20 protein-coding genes and 1 tRNA gene are annotated in these 20,051 nt (G+C 68.7%); 14 read left to right on the forward strand and 7 right to left on the reverse strand.

Features of this window, described 5'->3' with window-relative positions:
• The first annotated feature begins 5 nt into the window (after window positions 1–5).
• The 3 genes from MLE42_RS14855 (at window position 6) to MLE42_RS14865 (ending at window position 3,164) form a co-directional block, all read left to right on the forward strand.
• On the forward strand, window positions 6–2,306 hold the full coding sequence (locus MLE42_RS14855) for a ribonuclease R family protein (protein WP_243288659.1): 2,301 nt from the start codon (window positions 6–8) through the stop codon (window positions 2,304–2,306).
• Window positions 2,303–2,797: a crossover junction endodeoxyribonuclease RuvC gene (gene ruvC / locus MLE42_RS14860; protein ID WP_243288660.1), complete on the forward strand. Its 495-nt coding sequence runs from the start codon at window positions 2,303–2,305 to the stop codon at window positions 2,795–2,797. Before MLE42_RS14855 ends, ruvC begins: the two co-directional genes overlap by 4 nt.
• A 166-nt stretch (window positions 2,798–2,963) precedes the next feature.
• Window positions 2,964–3,164 (forward strand): hypothetical protein, encoded by a 201-nt coding sequence (locus MLE42_RS14865; protein ID WP_243288661.1) that lies wholly within the window; start codon window positions 2,964–2,966, stop codon window positions 3,162–3,164.
• Window positions 3,165–3,223: 59 nt separating this feature from the next.
• Here MLE42_RS14865 and MLE42_RS14870 read toward each other — a convergent pair whose 3' ends face one another.
• From MLE42_RS14870 to MLE42_RS14885, 4 genes are all read right to left on the reverse strand, one after another.
• Window positions 3,224–4,960, reverse strand: a complete 1,737-nt coding sequence (locus tag MLE42_RS14870) for a transglycosylase SLT domain-containing protein (RefSeq protein ID WP_243288662.1) — start codon at window positions 4,958–4,960, stop codon at window positions 3,224–3,226.
• Window positions 4,960–5,331, reverse strand: coding sequence for a BlaI/MecI/CopY family transcriptional regulator (locus tag MLE42_RS14875; protein ID WP_243288663.1), 372 nt, complete (start codon window positions 5,329–5,331; stop codon window positions 4,960–4,962). Before MLE42_RS14875 ends, MLE42_RS14870 begins: the two co-directional genes overlap by 1 nt.
• 334 nt (window positions 5,332–5,665) lie before the next feature.
• Window positions 5,666–7,396: an NAD-dependent malic enzyme gene (locus MLE42_RS14880; RefSeq protein WP_243288664.1), complete on the reverse strand. Its 1,731-nt coding sequence runs from the start codon at window positions 7,394–7,396 to the stop codon at window positions 5,666–5,668.
• A gap of 119 nt (window positions 7,397–7,515) precedes the next feature.
• Window positions 7,516–9,510, reverse strand: coding sequence for a thioredoxin domain-containing protein (locus MLE42_RS14885; protein ID WP_243288665.1), 1,995 nt, complete (start codon window positions 9,508–9,510; stop codon window positions 7,516–7,518).
• 103 nt (window positions 9,511–9,613) lie between these two features.
• Here MLE42_RS14885 and ffh point away from each other — a divergent pair, with 103 nt between their 5' ends.
• The 6 genes from ffh (at window position 9,614) to MLE42_RS14915 (ending at window position 14,155) form a co-directional block, all read left to right on the forward strand.
• The gene (gene ffh, locus MLE42_RS14890) at window positions 9,614–10,972 is read left to right on the forward strand and encodes a signal recognition particle protein (RefSeq protein ID WP_243288666.1); all 1,359 of its coding nucleotides are present in this window, start codon (window positions 9,614–9,616) and stop codon (window positions 10,970–10,972) included.
• A 73-nt stretch (window positions 10,973–11,045) separates the two neighbouring features.
• Window positions 11,046–12,494 (forward strand): tetratricopeptide repeat protein, encoded by a 1,449-nt coding sequence (locus MLE42_RS14895; RefSeq protein WP_243288667.1) that lies wholly within the window; start codon window positions 11,046–11,048, stop codon window positions 12,492–12,494.
• A gap of 57 nt (window positions 12,495–12,551) precedes the next feature.
• The gene (gene rpsP / locus MLE42_RS14900; RefSeq protein ID WP_243288668.1) at window positions 12,552–12,794 is read left to right on the forward strand and encodes a 30S ribosomal protein S16; all 243 of its coding nucleotides are present in this window, start codon (window positions 12,552–12,554) and stop codon (window positions 12,792–12,794) included.
• 60 nt (window positions 12,795–12,854) lie between these two features.
• Window positions 12,855–13,103 (forward strand): KH domain-containing protein, encoded by a 249-nt coding sequence (locus MLE42_RS14905; protein ID WP_243288669.1) that lies wholly within the window; start codon window positions 12,855–12,857, stop codon window positions 13,101–13,103.
• 4 nt (window positions 13,104–13,107) lie between these two features.
• Window positions 13,108–13,653 carry a ribosome maturation factor RimM gene (locus tag MLE42_RS14910; RefSeq protein ID WP_243288670.1) on the forward strand — a complete coding sequence of 182 codons (546 nt, stop codon included), beginning with the start codon at window positions 13,108–13,110 and terminating at the stop codon, window positions 13,651–13,653.
• Between the two features lie 16 nt (window positions 13,654–13,669).
• A complete protein-coding gene (locus tag MLE42_RS14915; RefSeq protein WP_243288671.1) occupies window positions 13,670–14,155 on the forward strand; it encodes a DUF4442 domain-containing protein in 486 nt (161 codons plus the stop codon).
• Here MLE42_RS14915 and MLE42_RS14920 read toward each other — a convergent pair.
• Genes MLE42_RS14920 through MLE42_RS14930 form a run of 3 tightly spaced genes read right to left on the reverse strand, consistent with a single transcriptional unit; the run spans window position 14,152 to window position 17,119 of the window.
• A complete protein-coding gene (locus tag MLE42_RS14920) occupies window positions 14,152–14,760 on the reverse strand; it encodes a MarC family protein (RefSeq protein WP_243288672.1) in 609 nt (202 codons plus the stop codon). The two genes, MLE42_RS14915 and MLE42_RS14920, sit on opposite strands and share 4 nt — an antisense overlap.
• 3 nt (window positions 14,761–14,763) lie before the next feature.
• On the reverse strand, window positions 14,764–16,536 hold the full coding sequence (gene sppA, locus MLE42_RS14925; RefSeq protein WP_243288673.1) for a signal peptide peptidase SppA: 1,773 nt from the start codon (window positions 16,534–16,536) through the stop codon (window positions 14,764–14,766).
• Window positions 16,537–16,573: 37 nt separating this feature from the next.
• Entirely contained in the window at window positions 16,574–17,119 is a 546-nt protein-coding gene (locus MLE42_RS14930) for an NADPH-dependent FMN reductase (protein ID WP_243288674.1), read from the reverse strand.
• A gap of 93 nt (window positions 17,120–17,212) precedes the next feature.
• On the opposite strand from MLE42_RS14930, the gene MLE42_RS14935 reads away from it, so the two are divergent.
• The 5 genes from MLE42_RS14935 to cutA all read left to right on the forward strand — a co-directional run bounded on the left by MLE42_RS14935 (window position 17,213) and on the right by cutA (window position 20,023).
• Window positions 17,213–17,620, forward strand: a complete 408-nt coding sequence (locus tag MLE42_RS14935; RefSeq protein WP_275975955.1) for a BrxA/BrxB family bacilliredoxin — start codon at window positions 17,213–17,215, stop codon at window positions 17,618–17,620.
• A gap of 43 nt (window positions 17,621–17,663) precedes the next feature.
• Window positions 17,664–18,782: a CaiB/BaiF CoA transferase family protein gene (locus tag MLE42_RS14940; RefSeq protein ID WP_243288676.1), complete on the forward strand. Its 1,119-nt coding sequence runs from the start codon at window positions 17,664–17,666 to the stop codon at window positions 18,780–18,782.
• On the forward strand, window positions 18,779–19,186 hold the full coding sequence (locus MLE42_RS14945) for a DciA family protein (protein WP_243288677.1): 408 nt from the start codon (window positions 18,779–18,781) through the stop codon (window positions 19,184–19,186). Before MLE42_RS14940 ends, MLE42_RS14945 begins: the two co-directional genes overlap by 4 nt.
• A gap of 46 nt (window positions 19,187–19,232) precedes the next feature.
• A tRNA-Pro gene (locus tag MLE42_RS14950) sits at window positions 19,233–19,309 on the forward strand.
• 387 nt (window positions 19,310–19,696) lie between these two features.
• Window positions 19,697–20,023: a divalent-cation tolerance protein CutA gene (gene cutA, locus MLE42_RS14955; RefSeq protein WP_243288678.1), complete on the forward strand. Its 327-nt coding sequence runs from the start codon at window positions 19,697–19,699 to the stop codon at window positions 20,021–20,023.
• The last annotated feature ends 28 nt before the right edge of the window (window positions 20,024–20,051 follow it).

Here is a 20,051-nt window from a genome sequence, read left to right on the forward strand (position 1 = left end):
AGGACATGGCCCGCCGTTCCGCCTCCCGCATCCCCGTCCGTCCCCCGGCCCGCACGCCCGATCGGCGGGAAGCCCCGAAAGCCCCGCGGCCTGCCGCGGGGCTTCGTCCGTACGAAACCTTCGAGGCCACCTTCCTGGGCCATCCCGAAGGCGCCGGAGGGTTCCTGCGGCTGGCCGGAATGCCCAAGGGCCCGGGCATGGATCTCCTCGTGGACTGGCGGGATGCCCACGGCGCGATCCATGGCGACAGGGTCCTGGCCGAAATCTGCGGCGAAGGCTGGGATGGGCGCCTCAAGGCCCGGGTGCTGGAGGTCCGGGGCCGCGGCGAGATCCCCCTGCCCGGCACGCTCCAGAAGCAGCCCTGGGGCTGGCGCGTGGTGCCTCTGGAACCGCGGCTCTCCCAGATCATCTCCGTGCCGCCCACGGACCTGGCCGAGGACGGCGAGCTGGTCAGCGTTCGGCTGGATCCCGATCCCGAGGCCAAGCAGCTGCGCGGCACCGTGGTGGCCCGCCTCGGGAAGAAGACCGACCTGAAGATCGAGAACAAGCTCACGGCGGCCCTCTTCAACCTGCGCACGGCCTTCCCGGACGCCGTGATGAAGGAGCTGGCGCCCTTCCCCACGGCCATCCCCACCGAGTGGACCCAGGGGCGGGAGGACCTGCGGGAGACGCTCACCTGCACCGTGGACCCGCCCACCGCGAAGGACTTCGACGACGCCATCAGCCTGGAGGCGCTCCCCAGATCCGAGGGCGGCGGCTGGCTCCTGGGCGTCCACATCGCGGACGTGAGCCACTACGTCGCCGAGGGGGGGCCCCTGGACGAGGAGGCCCGGCTGCGGGGCACCTCCGTCTACTTCCCGGACGAGGCCATCCCGATGATTCCGGACCGCCTCAGCGGCGATCTGTGCAGCCTGCGCGAAGGCGTGGACCGGCTGACCATGACGGCCTGGATGACCATCTCGCCCGAGCTTGACGTGGTGGAGACGCGCCTCTCCGAGAGCGTCATCCGCAGCGCGAGGCGCCTCACCTACGACGAGGTGAAGGAGGCCAGCATCGATCTCTCGACGCGGAAGCGCGCCGACCTGGGCGAGGATCTCTGCGCCCTGCTGGACGAGTCCCTGGTGCTGTCGCGGCGGCTCACGGAGGCCCGCCTGGGCCGGGGCGCCATGAACCTGGACACCGAGGAGGCCGAGTTCATCTTCGACGCGGAGGGCCGCCCCGTGGACGCCCGCCGCTATCCGCGCCACGACGCCCACCGCATGATCGAGGAGTTCATGCTGCTGGCGAACGAGACCGTGGCCCAGTTCTTCACGCGGAAGAAGGTTCCCACCATCTACCGCATCCACGACGAGCCCGACCCGCTGAAGCTGGAGATCTTCGCGGAGGTGGCGCGCACCTTCGGGCTGCTGAAGCCCAAGGAGACGCCCACGCCGGAACACCTCAACGCCATGCTCGACAAGATCCGCGGCGGCCCCCTGGAGGCCATGATCAACACCCTGCTGCTGCGCAGCCTCAAGCGGGCCGAGTACAGCGCCGAGAACATCGGCCACTCCGGCCTGGCGCTCCAGGACTACCTGCACTTCACCAGCCCCATCCGCCGCTACCCGGACCTCATCGTCCACCGGCTGCTGCGCAAGGTGCTTCGCGGCGAGCGCCTGCCCGAGTCCCTCCAGAGCCACCTGGCCGTGCTGGCCAAGGGCGCCAGCGACGCCGAGCAGAAGGCCACCGAGGCCGAGCGCGAGAACGACAAGTGGAAGGCCTGCCTGCTGATGAAGTCCCGCATCGGGCAGCGCTTCAGGGGCCGCATCCAGGGCTTCTCCGCCAAGGTGGTGTTCATCACCCTCGACGCCCCTTTCGTGGAGGTGGGCGTGCCCCTGGCGGCCCTGGGCGGCGGCTTCTGGATCGACGAGCACCGCACCAAGGCCACGGGCCTTCGCGGGTCCGTGGTGCTCACCATCGGCGATGCCGTGGAGGTGGAGCTCACGGCCGTGGACGAGGATCTGCGACGCATCAGCGCCTGGATGACCGAAGCCAAGGCCCAGGACGCCCACGGCAAGGCCTTCACCTTCGTGCCGACGCTCGCGGCGCCTGCGACGCTGCGAGAAGGGGACTTCGAAAAACCGAGGCGGGGAGGCGGGGGCCGGGCGAAGGAGCCCAGGGCGCGCCACGAGGCGCCGAAGGGCCGGCCACCGAAAAAGGCCCGGGCGGGTGGGAAGGCCCGCGAGGTGGGCGGGAAGCGCCGGGAAGCGAGCCCCAAGCCTCCGAAAGGCAGCGTCCTGGGCACCGGCAAGCGGAAGGGTCGATGATCGTCGCGCCCTCCCCCGTGCGCTGCCTGGGCGTGGACCCGGGCTCCCTGGCCTGCGGCTGGGCGGTGGTGGAGCGCTTCGGTTCGCGGCTGACCTTGGTGGAGGCGGGCGTCATCCGCAGCCCCCGGGGCGCGGATTTCGATCAGCGGGCCCTGCGCATCCACGAGCGCCTGGCGGAGGCCATCGCGGCCCACGGGCCGGGCTTCATGGCCGTGGAGTCCCCCTTCGTGGAGAAGAACGCCGCCACCGCCCTGAAGCTGGGCCAGATCCGGGGTGGCATCCTGCTGACGGCTGCGCTCCACGGCCTGCCCGTGGGCGACTACAACCCCATGCAGGTGAAGAAGGCCGTCAGCGGCTACGGCTGGGCGGACAAGACCCAGGTGGGGAAGATGGTCATGACCCTGCTGAACCTGCGGGAGCCGCTGGCCGCCGATGCGGCCGACGCCGCCGCCGTGGCCATCGGCCATCTCCTGGCCACCCGGCGGGTCTGATCCGCCCCGTTGACAACCTGAATGTCATGTTTTTCAAGGGCTTCCGGAATTGTCATGGCGACCATGACAAAAATGTTCGTAACTCGTGACATTTCTTGTGATGTCTATCACTAGCATTGGGAATCATCAAAGACGATGATGATGTCCAGCAAGCAGTGGAGTGGCCATGCACATGGATGCCAGCGTTCGACAGCACAACCCCGCCTTCTGGACCACCGCCGAGCGGCTGCACGAGGTCTTCAACCAGCTCGAATCCAAGATGAGCGCCTCCCCGCGCGGCCTCGCCGTCCTCCGCCAGGTCCAGGCCCTCGAAGCCGAACTCGAGGCCGAGGTCATGCACCGCAGCCATCGGACCTTCGCGGCCTAAGACCGATTTCGATGCAGAACGGCCCGGCGATGCCGGGCCGTTCTGCGTACGGGAAAGCCTTATGGCTTCTTCATCTGGAAGGTGAAGGTCTTCCAGGGGCCATCCAGCGGCACATGCGTCTCGCCCGACCAGCCCGAGTCCGGATCCTCACAGCGGATCACCAAGTGCGCCCCGGCTTCTGAAGTGTCCAAGACCACGTTCGGCCTGGATTCGATCCAGACCTCCGGTCTGGTGCTGATTCCTCCCTGCGGAAGGCCGATGTGGATGGTCCCGAGCACGCGATCAGCTTCGGATCGGACCTCCGTGAGGAGGCCCCCCCTGTGGCTGGCGCGCAGCGTGAGGATCACCCGCCCCTTGGCGCCGCGAAGCACCCCTTGGACTTCGCCCTCGGCCAGCGGAGCCTCCGGCTGCACGGCCTTCGCGGCCAGCACATCCATCACCAGCGCCCGGTAGCGGGTGGCCTCCTCGGTGATGCGCCCCTCGTCCAGGGCCTTTTCGCCGCAGTTGTAGGCGGCCACCGCCTTCTGGACGTCCCCCTGGTAGCGGTCCAGCAGGAAGCGCAGGTACTTCGCGCCGGCCGCCATGATCTGGGCGGGATCGTCCAGGTCCATCGCGCCGTATTTCCGGGCTGTCTCGGGCATGACCTGGAGCAACCCCGTGGCGCCCCGGGGGCTCTTGGCCTTGGCGTTGAAGCCGCTCTCCACCCAGGCCATGCTGCGGAGCAGCTGGGGATCCAGGCCCTCGCGGACCGCCAGGGCATCCAATTGGGCGATCGCCGCGGCCGGAGCCCCGATGGGTGGGAACGCCGGAGCCGCCGCCCGCAGGGCGAGCGCCAGGCCGGGGATCAGCAGGAGGGCCAGGGTGCCTCCGAGGGGGCCCCTGACAGGTTTCGGAGAGAGCAGACGCTCGATGCGCGTGAGCAGATGTCCTCCTCGGGCCGCGAGGGCCGGGAACAACAGGTGGGGAAAGGGTCGCTGGAGGTCGTCCAGCGCGTTGAGGGCCAAGGCCAGGCGCCGCGGATCGCCGAGCATCTCGGCCGCCAGGTCATCGGAGAGCTCTTCGCGTTCAGCCCGGATCCTGGCCGAAATCCACCAGACGGCGGGATGGAAGAAGAGGAGGGTCTCCGCGATGCCCTGGAGGAGGTTGGCCAGGTAGTCCAGGCGGCGCACGTGAGCCAATTCATGGGCCAGGAGGGCCTCAAGGTAGCCAGGCGGGAGGCCCGTGAGCAGGGTCGCCGGCAGGAGCACCACTGGCTTCCAGAGCCCGAGGGCCACGGGCGATTGGCCCTGCCCTACCAGGAGAAGCCGGACCTTGCGCAGGATTCCCAGGCGTCGGGCCAGATCATCGAGCCTGCCCTGCCAGTCGCGGGGGGCCGGGACGCCCCTCCGCTTCCAGCCCAGGCTGAGGGCATACCCGCCACCCAGGCGAACGGCCATGAGACTCGCTCCCACCGCCCAGAGAACCACCAGGAGGGGCAGACGGGGCTGGAGCGCGGCCTCCAGCCGCACCAGCAGGGGTCTGGAGGCCCTGTCCGCCCGGGGCAGGAACGCGGCCGGGCCGCCTTGCGCGACTTCGGCCACCTGGATCGAACTGGCCCCCAGCGGGGCCGCACGGTGGAAGTGCCAGGCCGTGGCCGCAGGCAGCCCCAAACAGAGAGCCAGGATCAGGCCATTCATGGCGTGCCGGGCGCGACCTCGGAAAACGAGCCCGCCCAGGGCCGCCAAGGCCGCCAGCAGGCCGTCCTCCCAGAGGGCGTGGACGAGGGCCCATCCCAGGAGCTGCACGACGGCGGCCATCACTCCTCCTTGCCCAGCAGCTCGCGGATGCGGGCCTTTTCTTCGGGACTGACGGGGCCGGAGCGGAGAGCCGCCAGCACCAGCGCGGCGGCGGACCCCCCGAAGAGGCGTTCGGTCAGGTCGGCCACCAGGCCCCCCTCCATGGCCGCCCGGCTGTGAGCCGGGGCGTAGACATGGCTGCGCTGCCGCTCGTCCCGGGTCACCAGGCCCTTGTCCAGCATCACCTGGAGCATCCGCAGGACGCCGGTGTAGGCGTACTCCTCCGTGAGGTTCAGGCGGGCATGCACCTCCTTCACGGTGGACGGCCCCAGGTCCCAGAGGACTCGCAGGAACTTGAGCTCCACGTCGGTCGGCTTGATCGGTCGCTTCATGGGGATCCTACACAAGATAGTGTAGACCATTTTGTGTAGATTCATCCCGTTGTCAAGGACCGCCCGGAGACGAAACGCCGTTGGGCCAGGGAAAGTGCAAGCCCGGCGTTGCCGGGCTTGCACGCGGGGGCCCGGGGGGATGCGCGCCAGCGCGGAACCCCCGGACAACAAAAGGGCACCCCGAAGGGTGCCCAATTGTCTCGGCCACTAGGATCACGGGCCGGAAGGGGCTGGCGTGAACGGTCGCCCCGTGGGAGGAAAGAGAAACTCTTCCCGACTCACAGGCTAGGCCGGCCTCCACCCCTCTCAAGGGGAAAAACTGTCCCGGCAGCCATCAGTCGATCAGGCCCGGCGCGCCGGCCCGGTAGGTGGTGTAGTGCGGCTCCCACTGGGCCTTGGTGACGATGGACTCCAGCTGGTCGTCGTCGAGCAGACGGCCGAGGCCGGCATTCCTGGCCTCGATGCCCACGGCCTTGGCCACGGCGGCGGAGACCTGGCGGATGTCCTTCATCTCCGGCAGCAACAGGCCGGTGGCTTCCTGCGCCGGCGTCACGAAGGTGCTGATGGCCTTGCTGGCCGCCAGGAACATGCTGTCCGTAATCCGGGTGGCCTTGCAGACCAGGGCGCCGAGGCCCACGCCCGGGAAGATATACATGTTGTTGCACTGGGAGGCCTGGAGGGTGCGGCCCTTCCAGTCCACGGGCGCGAAGGGGCTGCCCGTGGCCACCAGACCCTTGCCGTCCGTGGCCTTCCAGACCGCCTCCGGCGAGCATTCGCACTTGTGGGTGGGGTTCGAGAGCGCCAGCACGATGGGCCGTTCGGAATGCCTGGCGGTCTCCGCCAGGATGGCGTCGTCGAAGAGGTTCGGCTGGGCGGTGACGCCGATGAGCACCGTGGGATGCGCGTTGCGCACCACGTCCCGGAGACCGATGCGGGAGGGTTCGTCCAGCTTCCAGCCCTCCACGGCGGACCGGCACTGGGCCAGCGGCAGCTGCGGGCCCTCCAGCAGCGGATCGCCTTCGATGAGCAGGCCCTGCATGTCCACGGCGTAGATGCGCTTGCGGGCCTCCTCATCCGAGAGTCCTTCCGCCTTCAGCGCGGCGCGGATATTCATGGCGATGCCGGTGCCGGCCTGGCCCATCCCCACGATGACGTAACGCTCGTCCTGGAAGCGGCTCTTCTTGATGCGCATGGCCGTCATCAGCGCCGCCAGGGCCGTCGAGCCCGTGCCCTGGATGTCGTCATTGAAAGAGAGGATCCGCTCGCGGTACCGGTCCAGGTTCTTGAAGGCCGTGTGCTTGGCGAAGTCCTCCCACTGGAGCAGGGCGCCGGGGAAGTTGCGCTTCACGCCGAGGACGAACTTCTCGACGAGTTCCTCGTACTCCGCGCCACGGAGCCGGGGCTTGCGGATGCCCAGGTAGAGCGGATCCTCCAGCAGCCGGGGGTTGTTGGTGCCCACATCCAGCGTGACGGGCAGGCAGACACCCGGGTGGACGCCGCCGGCGGCCACGTAGAGGCTCACCTTGCCCACCGGGATGCCCATGCCGTCCGAACCCAGGTCCCCCAGGCCCAGGATGCGCTCGCCATCCGTCACCACGATGAGGTTCACCTGGGGCTGGGAGAGCCCGTGGAAGATCTGGTCGATGTTCCCGATGTTCTCCGGCGTGATGTAGATGCCCCGGTAGCGCCGCTGGATGTGGCTCAGCTGGAGGCAGGCCTGGCCGACGGTGGGCGTGTAGACGATGGGCACCATCTCGTCCAGATGGTCCACCAGAAGGCGGTAGAAGAGGACCTCGTTCCGGTCCAGGAGGCCCGACAGGTAGATGTACTTCTCCAGGTCGTCGGTCTTGCGCAGGAACGCCTCGTAGGTCCGGTCCAGCTGGGATTCCAGGGTGGAGATGCCGGGCCGCAGCATGCCGTCCAGGCCCAGCCCCAGGCGCTCCTCCTTGGTGAACGCCGAGGCCTTGTTCAGATGCGGATTGTTCAGCAGCTGCCGGCCCCGGACGTAGACCTCGTAATATTCCTCGCCCGTCAGCGGGTCGATCTTCAGCGTGAAGGTCTTCATGGCAGCCCCTATATCACATGATCGCGCGAACGCGCCGGCATCCCGTGGATACTCACGCGAATGACCACCCCAGTGTAGCCAATCCACCCCAGGGCAAGGGGTCACATCCGGAAGGCCGGTCAGTGGAGGAGTGAGGCCAATTCCACCGGTGATGTCACAGGCCGGGCGCAGGTGCGGCCCCGGCAGACGAAGGCGAAGGGGCCCTCCTTGGAGGCGGCGCGTTCCTCATGCAGGGGGAGGAGCTGATCCTCCGACACAGACAGGACCCGCCCGGGCAGGTGGCAGCGATGGACCTCAGCCAACAAGGCCTGCACCGCGGAGCTCCGCGGGTTGCCGGAGATGGCCACCTCCACCGGCTCGCGCAGCGCCAGGTCGAACACGCCGAGCATTCCCAGGAAAGCCCGGGGCGCCCGTCGCATCCAGGGCGCGAAGCAGCGGAGCGCGCCCTCGGCGGCCTGCCGGAAGTCCTCCCGCTGGAGGTGGCGTGACAATCGCAGCAGGGCCCGCGCCGCCAGCGTGTTGCCTCCCGGGATGGCGTTGTCGAACCCCGGCTTCAGGCGGAAGAGGAGGTCCGCCTGATCCGCCTCTGTGCTGAAGAAGCCGCCGTCGGCCTGATCCTGGAACCGCGCCAGCAGCCCCTCGGCCAGCGATTCCGCCCAGCGCAGCCAGGCGGGGTCGAAACCCGCTTCATAGAGGTCCACCAGCCCTTCCACCACGGCGGCGCTGTCCTCCAGGAAACCCGGGGTGTGGGCCTGCCCTCGCCGCCAGACGCGCAGCAGATGCCCGTCCCGCCAGAGTTCCCGGCGCAGGAAGGCGGCGCAAGCCGTGGCCGTCTCGAGGTAGCGGGCCTCGCCCAGGACCTGGAAGCCCCGGGCCAGGGCAGAGAGCGCCAGCCCGTTCCAGGAGGCCAGCACCTTGTCGTCCTTGCCTGGACGCACGCGGCGGTCGCGCCAGAGGCGCAGCTTCTCGCGCAAAGCCCGGTCCTCGGCCTCCGGCAGCCGCGCGCTGGCCGGGCAGGAGAACCGGTGGACCACGCTGCGGCCATGCTCGAAGGTGCCGCCCTCCGTGATGCCGAAGACCGCGCAGAAGCGCGGGCCATCCACCTCACCCAGGGCTTCGCGGACCTCGGCGGGCGTGAAGACGTAGAACTTCCCCTCCTCGCCCTCGCTGTCCGCATCCTCGCTGGAGTGGAAGCCGCCGGCGGGATCGCGGAGTTCCCGGAGCAGGTAGTCCAGCGTGTCGCGGGCCACCTGGCCGTAGCGGGGCTCCCCCGTGGCCTGGAAAGCCTCCAGGTAGGCGCAGGCAAGCTGGGCGTTGTCGTACAGCATCTTCTCGAAGTGGGGAACCAGCCACTGGCCGTCCACGCTGTAGCGGGCGAAGCCGCCGCCCAGGTGATCGTACATGCCGCCCTCCCACATGGCGTCCAGCGTGCGCAGGGCCATGGTCCGGTCCTCCGCCGCGCCCCGGGCCAGGATCAGTTCCACGGCCATGGACTGGGGGAACTTGGGAGCCGGGCCGAAGCCGCCCCAGCGGGGGTCGAACGCGGCCCGCAGCTGGGCCAGGGCCTCGTCGAGCACCGCCTCGCCCGGAAGCTCCGCGCCTGATTCCACCCCCGCCTGCCGCCGCAGCTCCGTCGTCAGGCGGCCCGCCTGTCCCACCACGCCCGCCCGGTCCTCCCGCCACGCCTCGGCGATGCGCCGCAGCAGGGGGACGAATCCCGGCATGCCGCCCCGGGGTTCCGGCGGGAAGTAGGTGCCCCCGTAGAAGGGCTCCAGATCCGGCGTGAGCCAGACGCTCATGGGCCAGCCTCCCCGGCCGGTCATCGCCTGCACGGCGTCCATGTAGAGATCGTCCAGATCGGGCCGCTCCTCCCGGTCCACCTTGATGCTCACGAAGTGGGCGTTGAGCACCTCGGCCACGGCCGGGTTCTCGAAGCTCTCCCGCTCCATGACGTGGCACCAGTGGCAGGCGCTGTAGCCGATGCTGAGGAAGATGGGTTTCTCTTCGGCCCGGGCCTTGGCCAAGGCCTCCTCTCCCCAGGGAAACCAGTCCACAGGGTTGTGGGCGTGCTGGAGCAGATAGGGGCTCAGGCTTCCAGCGAGATGATTGGACATATCCGGCTCCCCCGGACCGGATTATGCCCGAGGAAGCCTTTCACGACAGGGAAATGCCCGGCCACACCGGTAGAATGGAATTTTCGTGCCGCTCCGGAGTCCCATGTTCGACAGCCTCACCCAGAAACTCAGCCAGGCGATGAAGGCCCTCCGGGGCCAGTCGAAGCTGACGGAAGCCAACCTCGAAGCCGTGCTGCGCGAAGTGCGCATGGCGCTGCTGGAGGCCGATGTCCACGTGAGCGTGGCCCGCACCTTCCTCCAGCGGGTGAAGGAGAAGGCCCTCGGCGCCGAGGTCATGCAGGGCCTCAACCCCGCCCAGGCCTTCATCGACATCGTCCACCGCGAGCTGGTGGAGATCATGGGCGGCCAGGCGCCCGAGCACCCCATCGCCTTCGCTTCGAAGCCGCCGACGGTGGTGATGATGGTAGGCCTCCAGGGCGCCGGCAAGACCACCACCTGCGGCAAGCTGGCGGTCTTCCTCAAGAAGCTGGGCCGCTCGCCCCTGCTGGTGCCTGCGGACGTCTACCGCCCCGCCGCCATCGAGCAGCTGCACGTGGTGGCCAAGGATGCCGGCGTGCCCTCCTTCCGCACGGAGGAGAAGGATCCCGTGGCCATCTGCGCCGCGGCCCTGGCCGAAGCGAAGCTCAAGGGCTGGGACACGGTCATCCTCGACACCGCGGGTCGCCTGCACCTGGACGACGTCCTCATGGACGAGCTGGTCCGCATCAAGGGCTCGGTCTCCCCGGACGAGATCCTCTTCGTGGCCGACGCCATGACGGGCCAGGACGCGGTCCGCAGCGCCACGGCCTTCCACGAGAAGCTGGGCATCACAGGCGTAGTGCTCACCAAGACCGACGGCGACACCCGCGGCGGCGCGGCCTTCAGCATCAAGCAGGCCACCGGCCAGCCCCTGAAGTTCGTGGGCGAAGGCGAGAAGCTGGAGGACTTCCAGCGCTTCCACCCGGACCGCATGGCCCAGCGCATCCTCGGCATGGGCGATGTCCTCAGCCTCATCGAGCACGCCAAGGACAAGATCGACGAGAAGGAAGCCGAGGTCATGGCCAAGCGCCTGGCCAAGAACCAGTTCACCCTGGAAGACATGCGCAAGCAGTTCCAGCAGGTCCAGAAGCTGGGCTCCATGAACAAGATCCTGGGCATGCTGCCGGGCCTGGGGCAGATGAAGGACCAGCTCGCGAGCGTGGCCACGGACAAGCGCATCAAGCACCTGGAGGCCATCATCAATTCCATGACCCCCGCCGAGCGCGCCAACCACAACCTGCTGGACGGCAAGCGCAAACGCCGCATCGCCGCGGGCTGCGGCCGCCCCGTGAGCGAGATCAACCAGCTCATCAAGCAGTACGTGGAGACGAAGAAGATGATGGGCCAGATGAACGATCCCAAGTTCATGGCCCGCATGCAGCGCATGGCCAAAATGGGCGGTGGGCCGAACCTTCCCTTCTAGCCCTCCCTTCAAGCCTTCCCTTCCAGAGGTCCACCTGGTGCTTCCCCGGCCCCTGACGTCCGCAAGAACCTGGATGGTCTTCGGGGTGGTCCTGGCTGTCTGCCTGACCGGGGCATGGCTGTGGCGGTCCAACACCCACTCCGCGGGGGCGCGGCGGGTGCTCATCATCAGCTCCGAGCCTTCCCAGCAGACCGAGGTGGACCTTGGTCTCGAAACCTTGATCTCGGACCACTTCGAAGTGCTGGCGGGGATCACGGTCACCCACGCCGCGGCCGTCCCCGCCCCGTCGGACCTGCGGAAACTTCCGTCCGATCTCGCCCTGTTCCGCTTCCACGGACGCCGGGACGGCCAGCGGCTGGCCCTGACCACCCAGTGGACCACCCCCGCGGACCTGCTGGCGGGTCGCCCCTGGCGCCGGGACGCCCAGCCCCCCATGGATCCGGCCCAGGCCATGGAGACCTGGGTGGCACGGTGGCCCCTGGACCGGCGCCACCGCTTCCGGGCCGAACTCTACCCCCGGGACCCCGGGCGGTTCTGGCAGCTCCTGCAGGCCATGGCCATCCGGGACGACCGGGAAGCCACGAGCCAGCTGCCCGCCACCCAGGCCCTGGCCGAAGCCGAACCCATGTGCGCCACGGCCTGGACCACGCTGGGAGATCACCTCTACCGCAGCCTGTGGGTGGACCCCGCCGAGGCCGGCATCGGCCTCAATTCCCGCACCCACAGGGCGTTCCAGCGAGCCGTGGAGCTGGTCCCGGGCCACCCCCGCGCCACCTTCCTCTGGTCCCTGATGCTCACGGACACCGGAAACCAGGATGTGGCCCTGCGGGTCCTCGGCGAGGCCATGCGCCTGCGCCCGGAGGTTCCAGACATCTTCCTCGGCCTCACCTACGCCGGCCGAACCTCGGGCCTGCTGGCCGGAGCCCGGTCGGCCATGATCCGACGGCAGGAGCTCCTCACCCCCTTGTCCCCCGCCTCCTCCTGGACCGTCGAGACCACCAACCTCTACATCGGTGACTGGTCGGCCTTCGAGCAGGACGTGCAGCAAGCGAGGACCCTGCGCGAGGATTCAGGCGTCCTGTTCTACCTGGGCTACCTGGCCCTGCTGAAGGGCGACCGCAAGACGGCCCTCGGGCGCATGAAGGACGCCGAGACGGCGGGGGGGTTCAGCCCCTTCCAGGACCTCGCCCGGGTCTACCGCGCCCTGCTGGAGGGGCGGACCGCGGACGGCCTGGCCGAGCTCCGGCGGATCGATGATGTCCGCGGGAAGCTCCGCATTCCCGACGGGGAACTGACCTTCAAGCATGCGGAGGCCTATTCGCTCCTCGGCGATTCGGATCGGGCCGTGGATTGCGCCACGCGGGCCTTCGTCCAGGGGTTCAGCTGCGCCCGCTGGTACGAGTCCTCTCCCTTCCTCGAGAAGATGCGGACCCACCCCCGCTGGCCGACCCTCCGGCGGAACGTCCGGGAACGCCAGGCCGTCATGGAAGGCAGCTTCCCGCCCTCAAGCTTCGAGCCCTGAATTAGCGCTTGGGAACGGTGGAATTCCGCGATACACTCTCCTGCTCAGGGAGTGCCCATGCTTTCGATCCGACTTGCTCGCAATGGTGCCAAGAAGCGCCCGTTCTACCACATCGTCGTCTCCGAGAATGACCGCATCCCCACCGGCCGCGCCGTGGAGGTGCTGGGCTTCGTGAACCCCATCGCCGGCTCGGGCGAAGAGGTCCGCATCGACGCCGAGAAGGCCAAGTCCTGGCTCCAGAAGGGCGCCCAGCCCTCCAAGACCGTCCTCGATCTGTTCAAGAAGAACCAGATCCTGTAGCCGGTTTCCGTTCCCCGAAAGCCGGGCCAGGGTCCGGCTTTCTTTGTTCGTGGAGCGCCCATGAATCCCGAAGCCTTCCTGCGCGACGTGCTGACCCCCCTGCTGGACCATCCGGAAGCCCTCCGGGTCGAGGTCAGCGGCGAGGGGCGGAAGCGTGATGTGCTGGTCTTCGCGGACCCCAGGGATCGCGGGCGCATCATCGGCAAGCACGGGCGCATGATCTCGGCGCTGCGCACCCTCTGCAAGGTCGCGGGCGAGAAGGCGGACCTGGTGGTGAACCTCGAACTGGATGACGAGGACGAGGCGTAGCGCCATGCTGCTGGCAGGTCATCTGGCCAAGGTCCAGGGGCTCAAGGGCGAGTTCCTCTTCCACGCCGTCATGGACGAGCCGGAGCGGCTGGACGGCATGGCCGGACTGGTGCTGGCGCCGCCTCAGATGGACCTTGAGCATGACGAGGCGGCCGCCCCGGCGCGGCCCGTGAAACTGCGGGGCTTCCGGTGGCACCAGGACCGCCCCTGCCTCGCCTTCGCCGAGGTGCCCGACCGCACCGCCGCCGAAGCCCTCAAGGGCTGGGCCCTGTGGATGCCTGAAGCGGCCGCGACCCTGGAGGAAGGCGAGAGCTTCCGGCACCAGTGGATCGGCTGCGAGGTCTTCATCGGGGGACGCAAGGTGGGCGAGGTGCTGCGCCTGGATCCCGGCCCGGCCGGCTACGACATGGTGGTGATGCGGGACCTGCGGCCCGGCCGCACGGGCCAGCGCGACATCCCCTACATCAAGGCCTGGTGGACCCTGGACCTGCCGAACCGCCGCCTGGACCTGGATCCCCCGGAAGGCCTGCTGGACGTGAACCAGGTCTGAGCCTGACAATCGGAGGATGTCCCCCCGATTCGAACGCATGAAACAGACCTTCGGCATGCGCCTGTTCGGGTGGCTGAAGATCCCCCTTCTGGCCTCGGTGCGCCCCAGCGTCGTCGAGCTGACGGACACGCGCTGCGTGGTGCGGATCCCGCTCCGCCGGTGGACGAGAAACCACCTGGGCTCCATGTACTTCGGCGCCCTGGCCATCGGCGCGGACTGCGCCGGGGGGCTGCTGGCCATGGACCAGATCAAGCGGTCCGGCCAGGCGGTATCCCTCGTCTTCAAGGCCTTCCAGGCCACCTTCCTCAAGCGCCCCGAGTCCGATGTCTACTTCATCTGCGAGGAGGGCGCCGCCATCCGCGACCAGGTGCGCCGCGCCCTGGCCTCCGAGGAGCGCCTCACGGAGCCCATGCACATCCAGGCGGCGGTGAAGCTGCCGGACGGTTCCTTCGAGCCCGTGGCGGAATTCGCGCTGGAGCTGAGCCTCAAGCGGAAAGCCTAGGCCGCGCGCAGCTGCAGCACGAACTTCTGGATGCCCGCCAGCAGCATCTCGATGGCGATGGCCGTCAGCACCAGGCCCATGAGCCGCTCGAAAGCCAGGGTGACCTTCTCCCCCAGGAACGCGGCGATCTTCTCCGCGAACCCGAGCACCACCGCCGAGATGGCCATGGCCACGGACAGGGCGCCCAGCCATTCCCAGAGCCGATGGGGTTCGCGGCTCACCAGCAGCAGCACCGTGGCGATGGCCGATGGCCCGGCGATGAAGGGGATGGCCAGCGGCACGAGGAAGGGCTCCCCGTGCACGGGGAGATCCGCCGGGCCCTCCGAGTGGGGGAACACCATCTTCAGCGCGATGAGGAAGAGGATCACGCCGCCGGCGATGCCCAGCGACGTGTCCGTCAGGTGCATGAGGCGCAGCACCTTCTGGCCGAAGAGCGCGAAGAAGAGCAGGATGGCGAAGGCGAACAGCACCTCGCGGATGATGATCCGCTGGCGCCGGGCCGGATCCACCTGGCGCAACAGCCCGATGAAGACCGGGATGTTGCCCAGGGGATCGGTCACCAGCACCAGCAGGACGATGGCCGAGACGAAGGAGGCCGAGTCCACGGGCTATTTCAGCTCGAGTTCGAAGGGCAGCCGGGCGTAGACGCCCTGCGGGTCGTTCAGGGCGGTCAGGAGGTCCAGCTGGTGGCGGAAGGAATCCACCAGCCCATCCACCGGGCCGGGCTTGGCGAGCTTCCTGGGCTTGCCGCCCAGGTTCTTCAGGATCTCCCGGAGGGTGTCCGGCTCCCGCTCGGGCCCCACGACCTGGTAGTCGTCACCCGCCTTGATCCGGCCGGCCGCGTACTTCACCGCCGCATCCAGGCCGCCGACCTCGTCCACCAGGCCCAGCTTCACGGCCTCCTGGCCGGACCACACGCGGCCCTGGGCGATCTCGTGGACCGCCTCCTTCTTCATCTTGCGGCTGTCGGCCACCTTGGCCACGAACTGCTCGTAGATGCGGTCCACCAGGCCCTGGATGCGGGCCAGCTCCAGGTCGTTCTTGGGCCGGGCCAGGGTCATGGGGTTGGCCAGCTTGGCCGTCTGCACGCTGTCCCAGGTGATGCCGTGGTCGTTGGCCAGCTTCTTCACGTTGGGCAGCAGGCCGAAGACGCCGATGGAGCCCGTGATGGTGCTGGGCTCCGCGAAGATGCGGTCTCCGTAGGTGCTGATCCAGTAGCCGCCGGAGGCCGCCAGGTGGCCCATGGAGACCACCAGGGGCTTCACCTTCTTGGTGAGGATGACCTCGCGCTGGATGAGCTCGGAGGCCGCCGCGCTGCCGCCGGGGCTGTTCACGCGGAGGACCACCGCCTTGATGCGGTCGTCCAGGCGCAGCTTGCGGAGTTCGCGGCTGAGGCGCTCGCCTCCCACCTGGTTGGCCTTGCCTTCGCCATCCACGATCTCGCCTTCGGCCACGACCACGGCGATGCGGGTCCTGCCGGTCTTCGCTTCCCCGGGGATGCCCGCATAGGTGGCCAGGGCGATCTGGGGGAAGTCCTTGTCCTTGGGCTGCTTCCCGGCCAGTTTCTTCAGCTCGTCCAGCACCTCGTCATAGGCGGCGACGCGGTCCACCAGGCCCAGCTTCTTGGCTTCATCGGCCTCCACAAGCCCCTTCTCGTCGGCAATGGTCTGGAGATCGTCGGGCGACTTCTTGCGGTCCTTGGCCACCGTCGTCTTCCACTCGCCCCAGATGTCCTCCAGCAGCTTCTGCACCTGCTCGCGGTTGGGTTCGCTCATGCGGTCGGTGATGAAGGGCTCCACCGCGCTCTTGTACTTGCCCACGCGGGTGACCTGCACCTCCACGCCGTACTTCTTGAAGGCCTCGCCGAAGAACATGGGCTCGCTGGCCAGGCCGTTCACCTCCATCTCGCCGAAGGGGTTGATGAACACCGTGCTGGCGCCCGCGGCCAGGTAGTAGTCCCGCTTGCTCCAGCCCTGGTTGTAGGCCAGCACGGGCTTCTTCGCCTTGAAGCGCTGGATCGCCTCCCTCAGCTCCCGGAGCTGGGCGGGGCCGGCCCCCTGAAGGTTGCCCGTGAGGAACAGCGCCGTGATGCGGCTGTCGGAGGCGGCCCGGTCCAGGGCCTCAATGGCCGCCGGCAGGGACTGGGCATGCCCACCCCCGCCGCCCAGGGCTTCGCTGAGCGCCTCGCTGGGCTCGGGCTCGCGGTCCGCGTCGGACAGGCTGGTGTCCAGGTCGAACACCAGCACGGCCTTGCTGGGCACCACGGGCTTCCCGGAGGAGCCGAGGGCTGCCAGGACGCCCAGGAACAGGACGAAGGCCAGCGCACCGGCCACCATCAGGGCCAGCAGGGCGGCGAAGAAAGTCTTGAAGAAATCCTTCATGGCGGCTCCGGAGAGGACAGTTCAGGATCGCACGAACTCACTCGGGGTGAAGCCGGGCCGCCAGGGCCAGGAACCCCGCCAGTGTCTTCGAGACGGAGGCGGCGGTGCGGGGATCGGTCGGGGCGCCGTGTTCATCGAGCTGCTGGTCCGCGTGCGGGACCGTGATCGCGCCGGGGTAGGCCAGCGCCCCCATGTTCGCCAGCGTCGCCCGCCACGCCACCAGGCCACGGGCCCCGCCGAAGGCACCCGGGCTCGCGGCGCACAGCAGCACCGGCAGCCCCTGCCAGGGACTGGGGGCCATGGTGCTGAGCCAGTCCACGGCATTCTTCAGGTGGCCTGGGATGCCCGAGTTGTACTCCGGCGAGACGATCACCAGGCCCTGGGCCTTGGTGAGGGCGCTGTGCAGCTCCCGGAGATCCGCCGTCGGCGCCTCCCCTTCTTCGTAGAGCGGGAGGCGGAGCGCAGGCCCGGCGAAGCTGGAAACCTCGTGGCCGTGAGCTTCCAGGTCGGCCGCCAGGTGATTCAGGAATCGGGTGTTCAGGGATGCGGGACGCAGGCTTCCACCCAGCAGGACCAGTCGCATGAGACCTCCGGAAATGTGATCTGGATCAATCTTGACTTGATAGGTAAACTTTTAGAACCCCTGGAGGCTGTGGTGTCGAACTACCCGGAATACATGGTCGCTCCGATGCGCGAGGAACTGGTCCAAGTGGGTTTCCGCCAGCTTCTGACGCCGGCGCAGGTGGACGAGGCCCTGCAGCTGCCCGGCACGACCCTCCTGCTGGTGAACAGTGTCTGTGGCTGCGCGGCGGCCGGGGCCCGGCCGGGCGTGACCGAGGCCCTCCGGACCCAGGGCCTGCACTTCGATCACCTGGTCACGGTCTTCGCCGGCATGGAGAAGGAAGCCACGGCCCAGGCCCGCGAGTACTTCGAGGGCGCCATGCCCACGAGCCCCCAGGCCGCCATCTTCAAGGACGGGCAGCTGGTCCACCTCATGCAGCGCCAGGATTTCCTGGGCCACGAGCCCGGGGACATCGCGGCCACGCTGGTCGCGGCCTACCGCCGCACCGTGGCCGCCAGCTGATCGCGGCCGGACACATGAAGTAGGCTGGGGATCGGAGAACCCGATGCCCAAGCCCTTGTCCCACATCAGGATCGTGGATCTGTCCTGCGTGCTCGCAGGCCCCTTCTCGACCCAGCTGCTGGCGGATTTCGGGGCGGAGGTCCAGAAGCTGGAGCCCCCGGGCGGGGACCCTTCGCGGGGCTGGGGACCACCCTTCGAGCATGGCGAATCCGGCGAGAGTGCCTACTTCCGCTGCGCCAACCGCGGCAAGCGCAGTCGGGCCATCGATCTCCACACGGAGGACGGCAGGGCCGCCCTCTTCGAGTTGCTGAAGGACGCGGACGTGCTGGTGGAGAACTTCCGCGCCGATTCCGCGGATCGCCTGGGGCTCGGCTGGAAGCGCCTCCATGCCAGGTTTCCCAAGCTCATCCTGGCCTCGGTCCGCGGGTTCGCCTCGGATGTCACGGCCTCCCGCCGGGCCGGGTACGACTTCATCATCCAGGCCGAGAGCGGGTGGATGGCCATCACCGGCGAGCCGGAGGGCCGCCCCATGAAGATGGGCGTGGCCCTGGTGGATGTGCTGGCGGGCCTCTACTGCGCCAATGGCATCCAGGCGGCCCTCCTCCACCGCGAGCGCACCGGCGAGGCCCTCCACATCGAGGTGCCGCTCATGGAGGCGGCCCTCGCGGGCCTGGTGAACGTCGGGGCCGGCGCCCTCATGACCTGCAAGACCCCGCAGCGCTGGGGCAACGCCCATCCCCAGATCGTGCCCTACCAGACCTTCCGCTGTTCCGATGGCGACGTGGCCATCGCCGTGGGCAGCGACCGCCAGTTCGAGGTGCTGGCCATGTGGCTGGGCCTGGACCTGGACGCGCGGCCCGAGTGGCGGCAGAACCGGGGCCGCGTGAAGGACCGGGAGGCGCTGGTGGCCCTCATCGAGGCCCGCACGCTGGCCAGCACCGTGGACCGGGTGCTGGCCTTCTGCGAACCCAACGCCATCCCCGCCAGCCGCATCCGGACCGTGGACGAGGTGCTGTTCCGCCAGGGCGGCGAGCTCCACAACCTGCTCCAGCCCCTGTTCGAAGCCGAGACCAACGCCATGGTCCCCACCCTGGCCTCGCCCGTGCTGCTCAACGGCGAGCGGGCCTGCGCCCCCCTGCCCCCGCCCCGCTGGAAGCCATGAGCGCCGACCGCCGCCGCACCCCCCGTCTGGTGCCCCTGGGCGCCCGCCAGCCCGATCAGAAGGCCCTGGCGCGCCTGCGCGCCGCCTGGGCCTTCGTGGTGGGCCCCGCCCTGGCGGATCGCACCCGTCCCCTCCGGGTGGAGCGGAACGTGCTCGTGATGGGCTGCTGGGAGCTGACCCGGATCGGCCCTCTGCGAGAGGCCACCACCGCCGTATGGCCCCAGATCCGCGATCGCATCCAGCGGGCCCTGAACCTCAGCCTGACCGGCCTCCAGATCACCCCCTGCGACCCACCCGTGGAAGCCCCCGCCCAGCCGGAGGATCCCGATCCCCTCCGCCGCGCCCTGCACCTCCTCGAAGCCCGCCGCCGGGAGCGCATCCGCCTCGGCCTGGAGTCCGACTAGGCAGACTGGACGCCTCGTTCCATTTCCAGTACAGTCAAACCTTCGTCGGGGCGTGGCTCAGCCTGGTAGAGCGCTCGGTTCGGGACCGAGAGGTCGGAGGTTCGAATCCTCTCGCCCCGACCAGATAGGCAAAGGGGGTGCCCGCAGGCACCCCCTTTGCCTATCTGGATGAAACGAAAGGAGGATTCGAACCTCCGAGTGGGATTTCGAAGGCGCCACTAGATGTGGCGCCGGAGAAAGACCGGCGGCTGGCGCAGCCAGACGCGTTCGAATCCGGGGCCCGGGTGGGTCGAAACCTCGGAAGGGTAAGCGGCCAACTTCCGAGTGGGCTTTCTCTGGCGGCGGCTCCCAACCGATGGTCCCCCAACGGACATCGCCCCCGACCTCCGAACCGCTGTGGTCAGACCGCGCGGAAGCCGCCACGACCCAAGCCAGGCGTTCGTGATCAACGGCGCCCCTGCCGGCACGATACAATGGCGGGTTCCGCCCGCCGGGCGGGGAGTCCACCCGATGAGCGACGCCTGCACCATCATGACCACCTGCGGCAGCGAGGAGACAGCTCTGACCATCGCCGCGGCCCTGGTGGATCAGGCCTATGCCGCCTGCGTGAACATCGTCCCCAGCATCAAGAGCTACTACTACTTCAAGGGCGAAACCCACCTCGACGAAGAGGTGATGCTCATCATCAAGACCACCAGGGAATTCTTCCCCCAGGTGTCGGAAGTGATTTCGGACCTCCACACCTACGAAGTCCCGGAGATCCTGATGTTTCCCGTGGAAGCCGGGTCCGAGGGCTTCCTCGACTGGATCCATCAGAGCGTGAACCGGCTCGCCTGAGCCCATCCGACCAGCCTCCCGGAGCCCC

Origin of the sequence: Geothrix terrae, assembly GCF_022808775.1 — a bacterium.
In the GTDB taxonomy this organism is placed as follows: domain Bacteria; phylum Acidobacteriota; class Holophagae; order Holophagales; family Holophagaceae; genus Geothrix; species Geothrix terrae.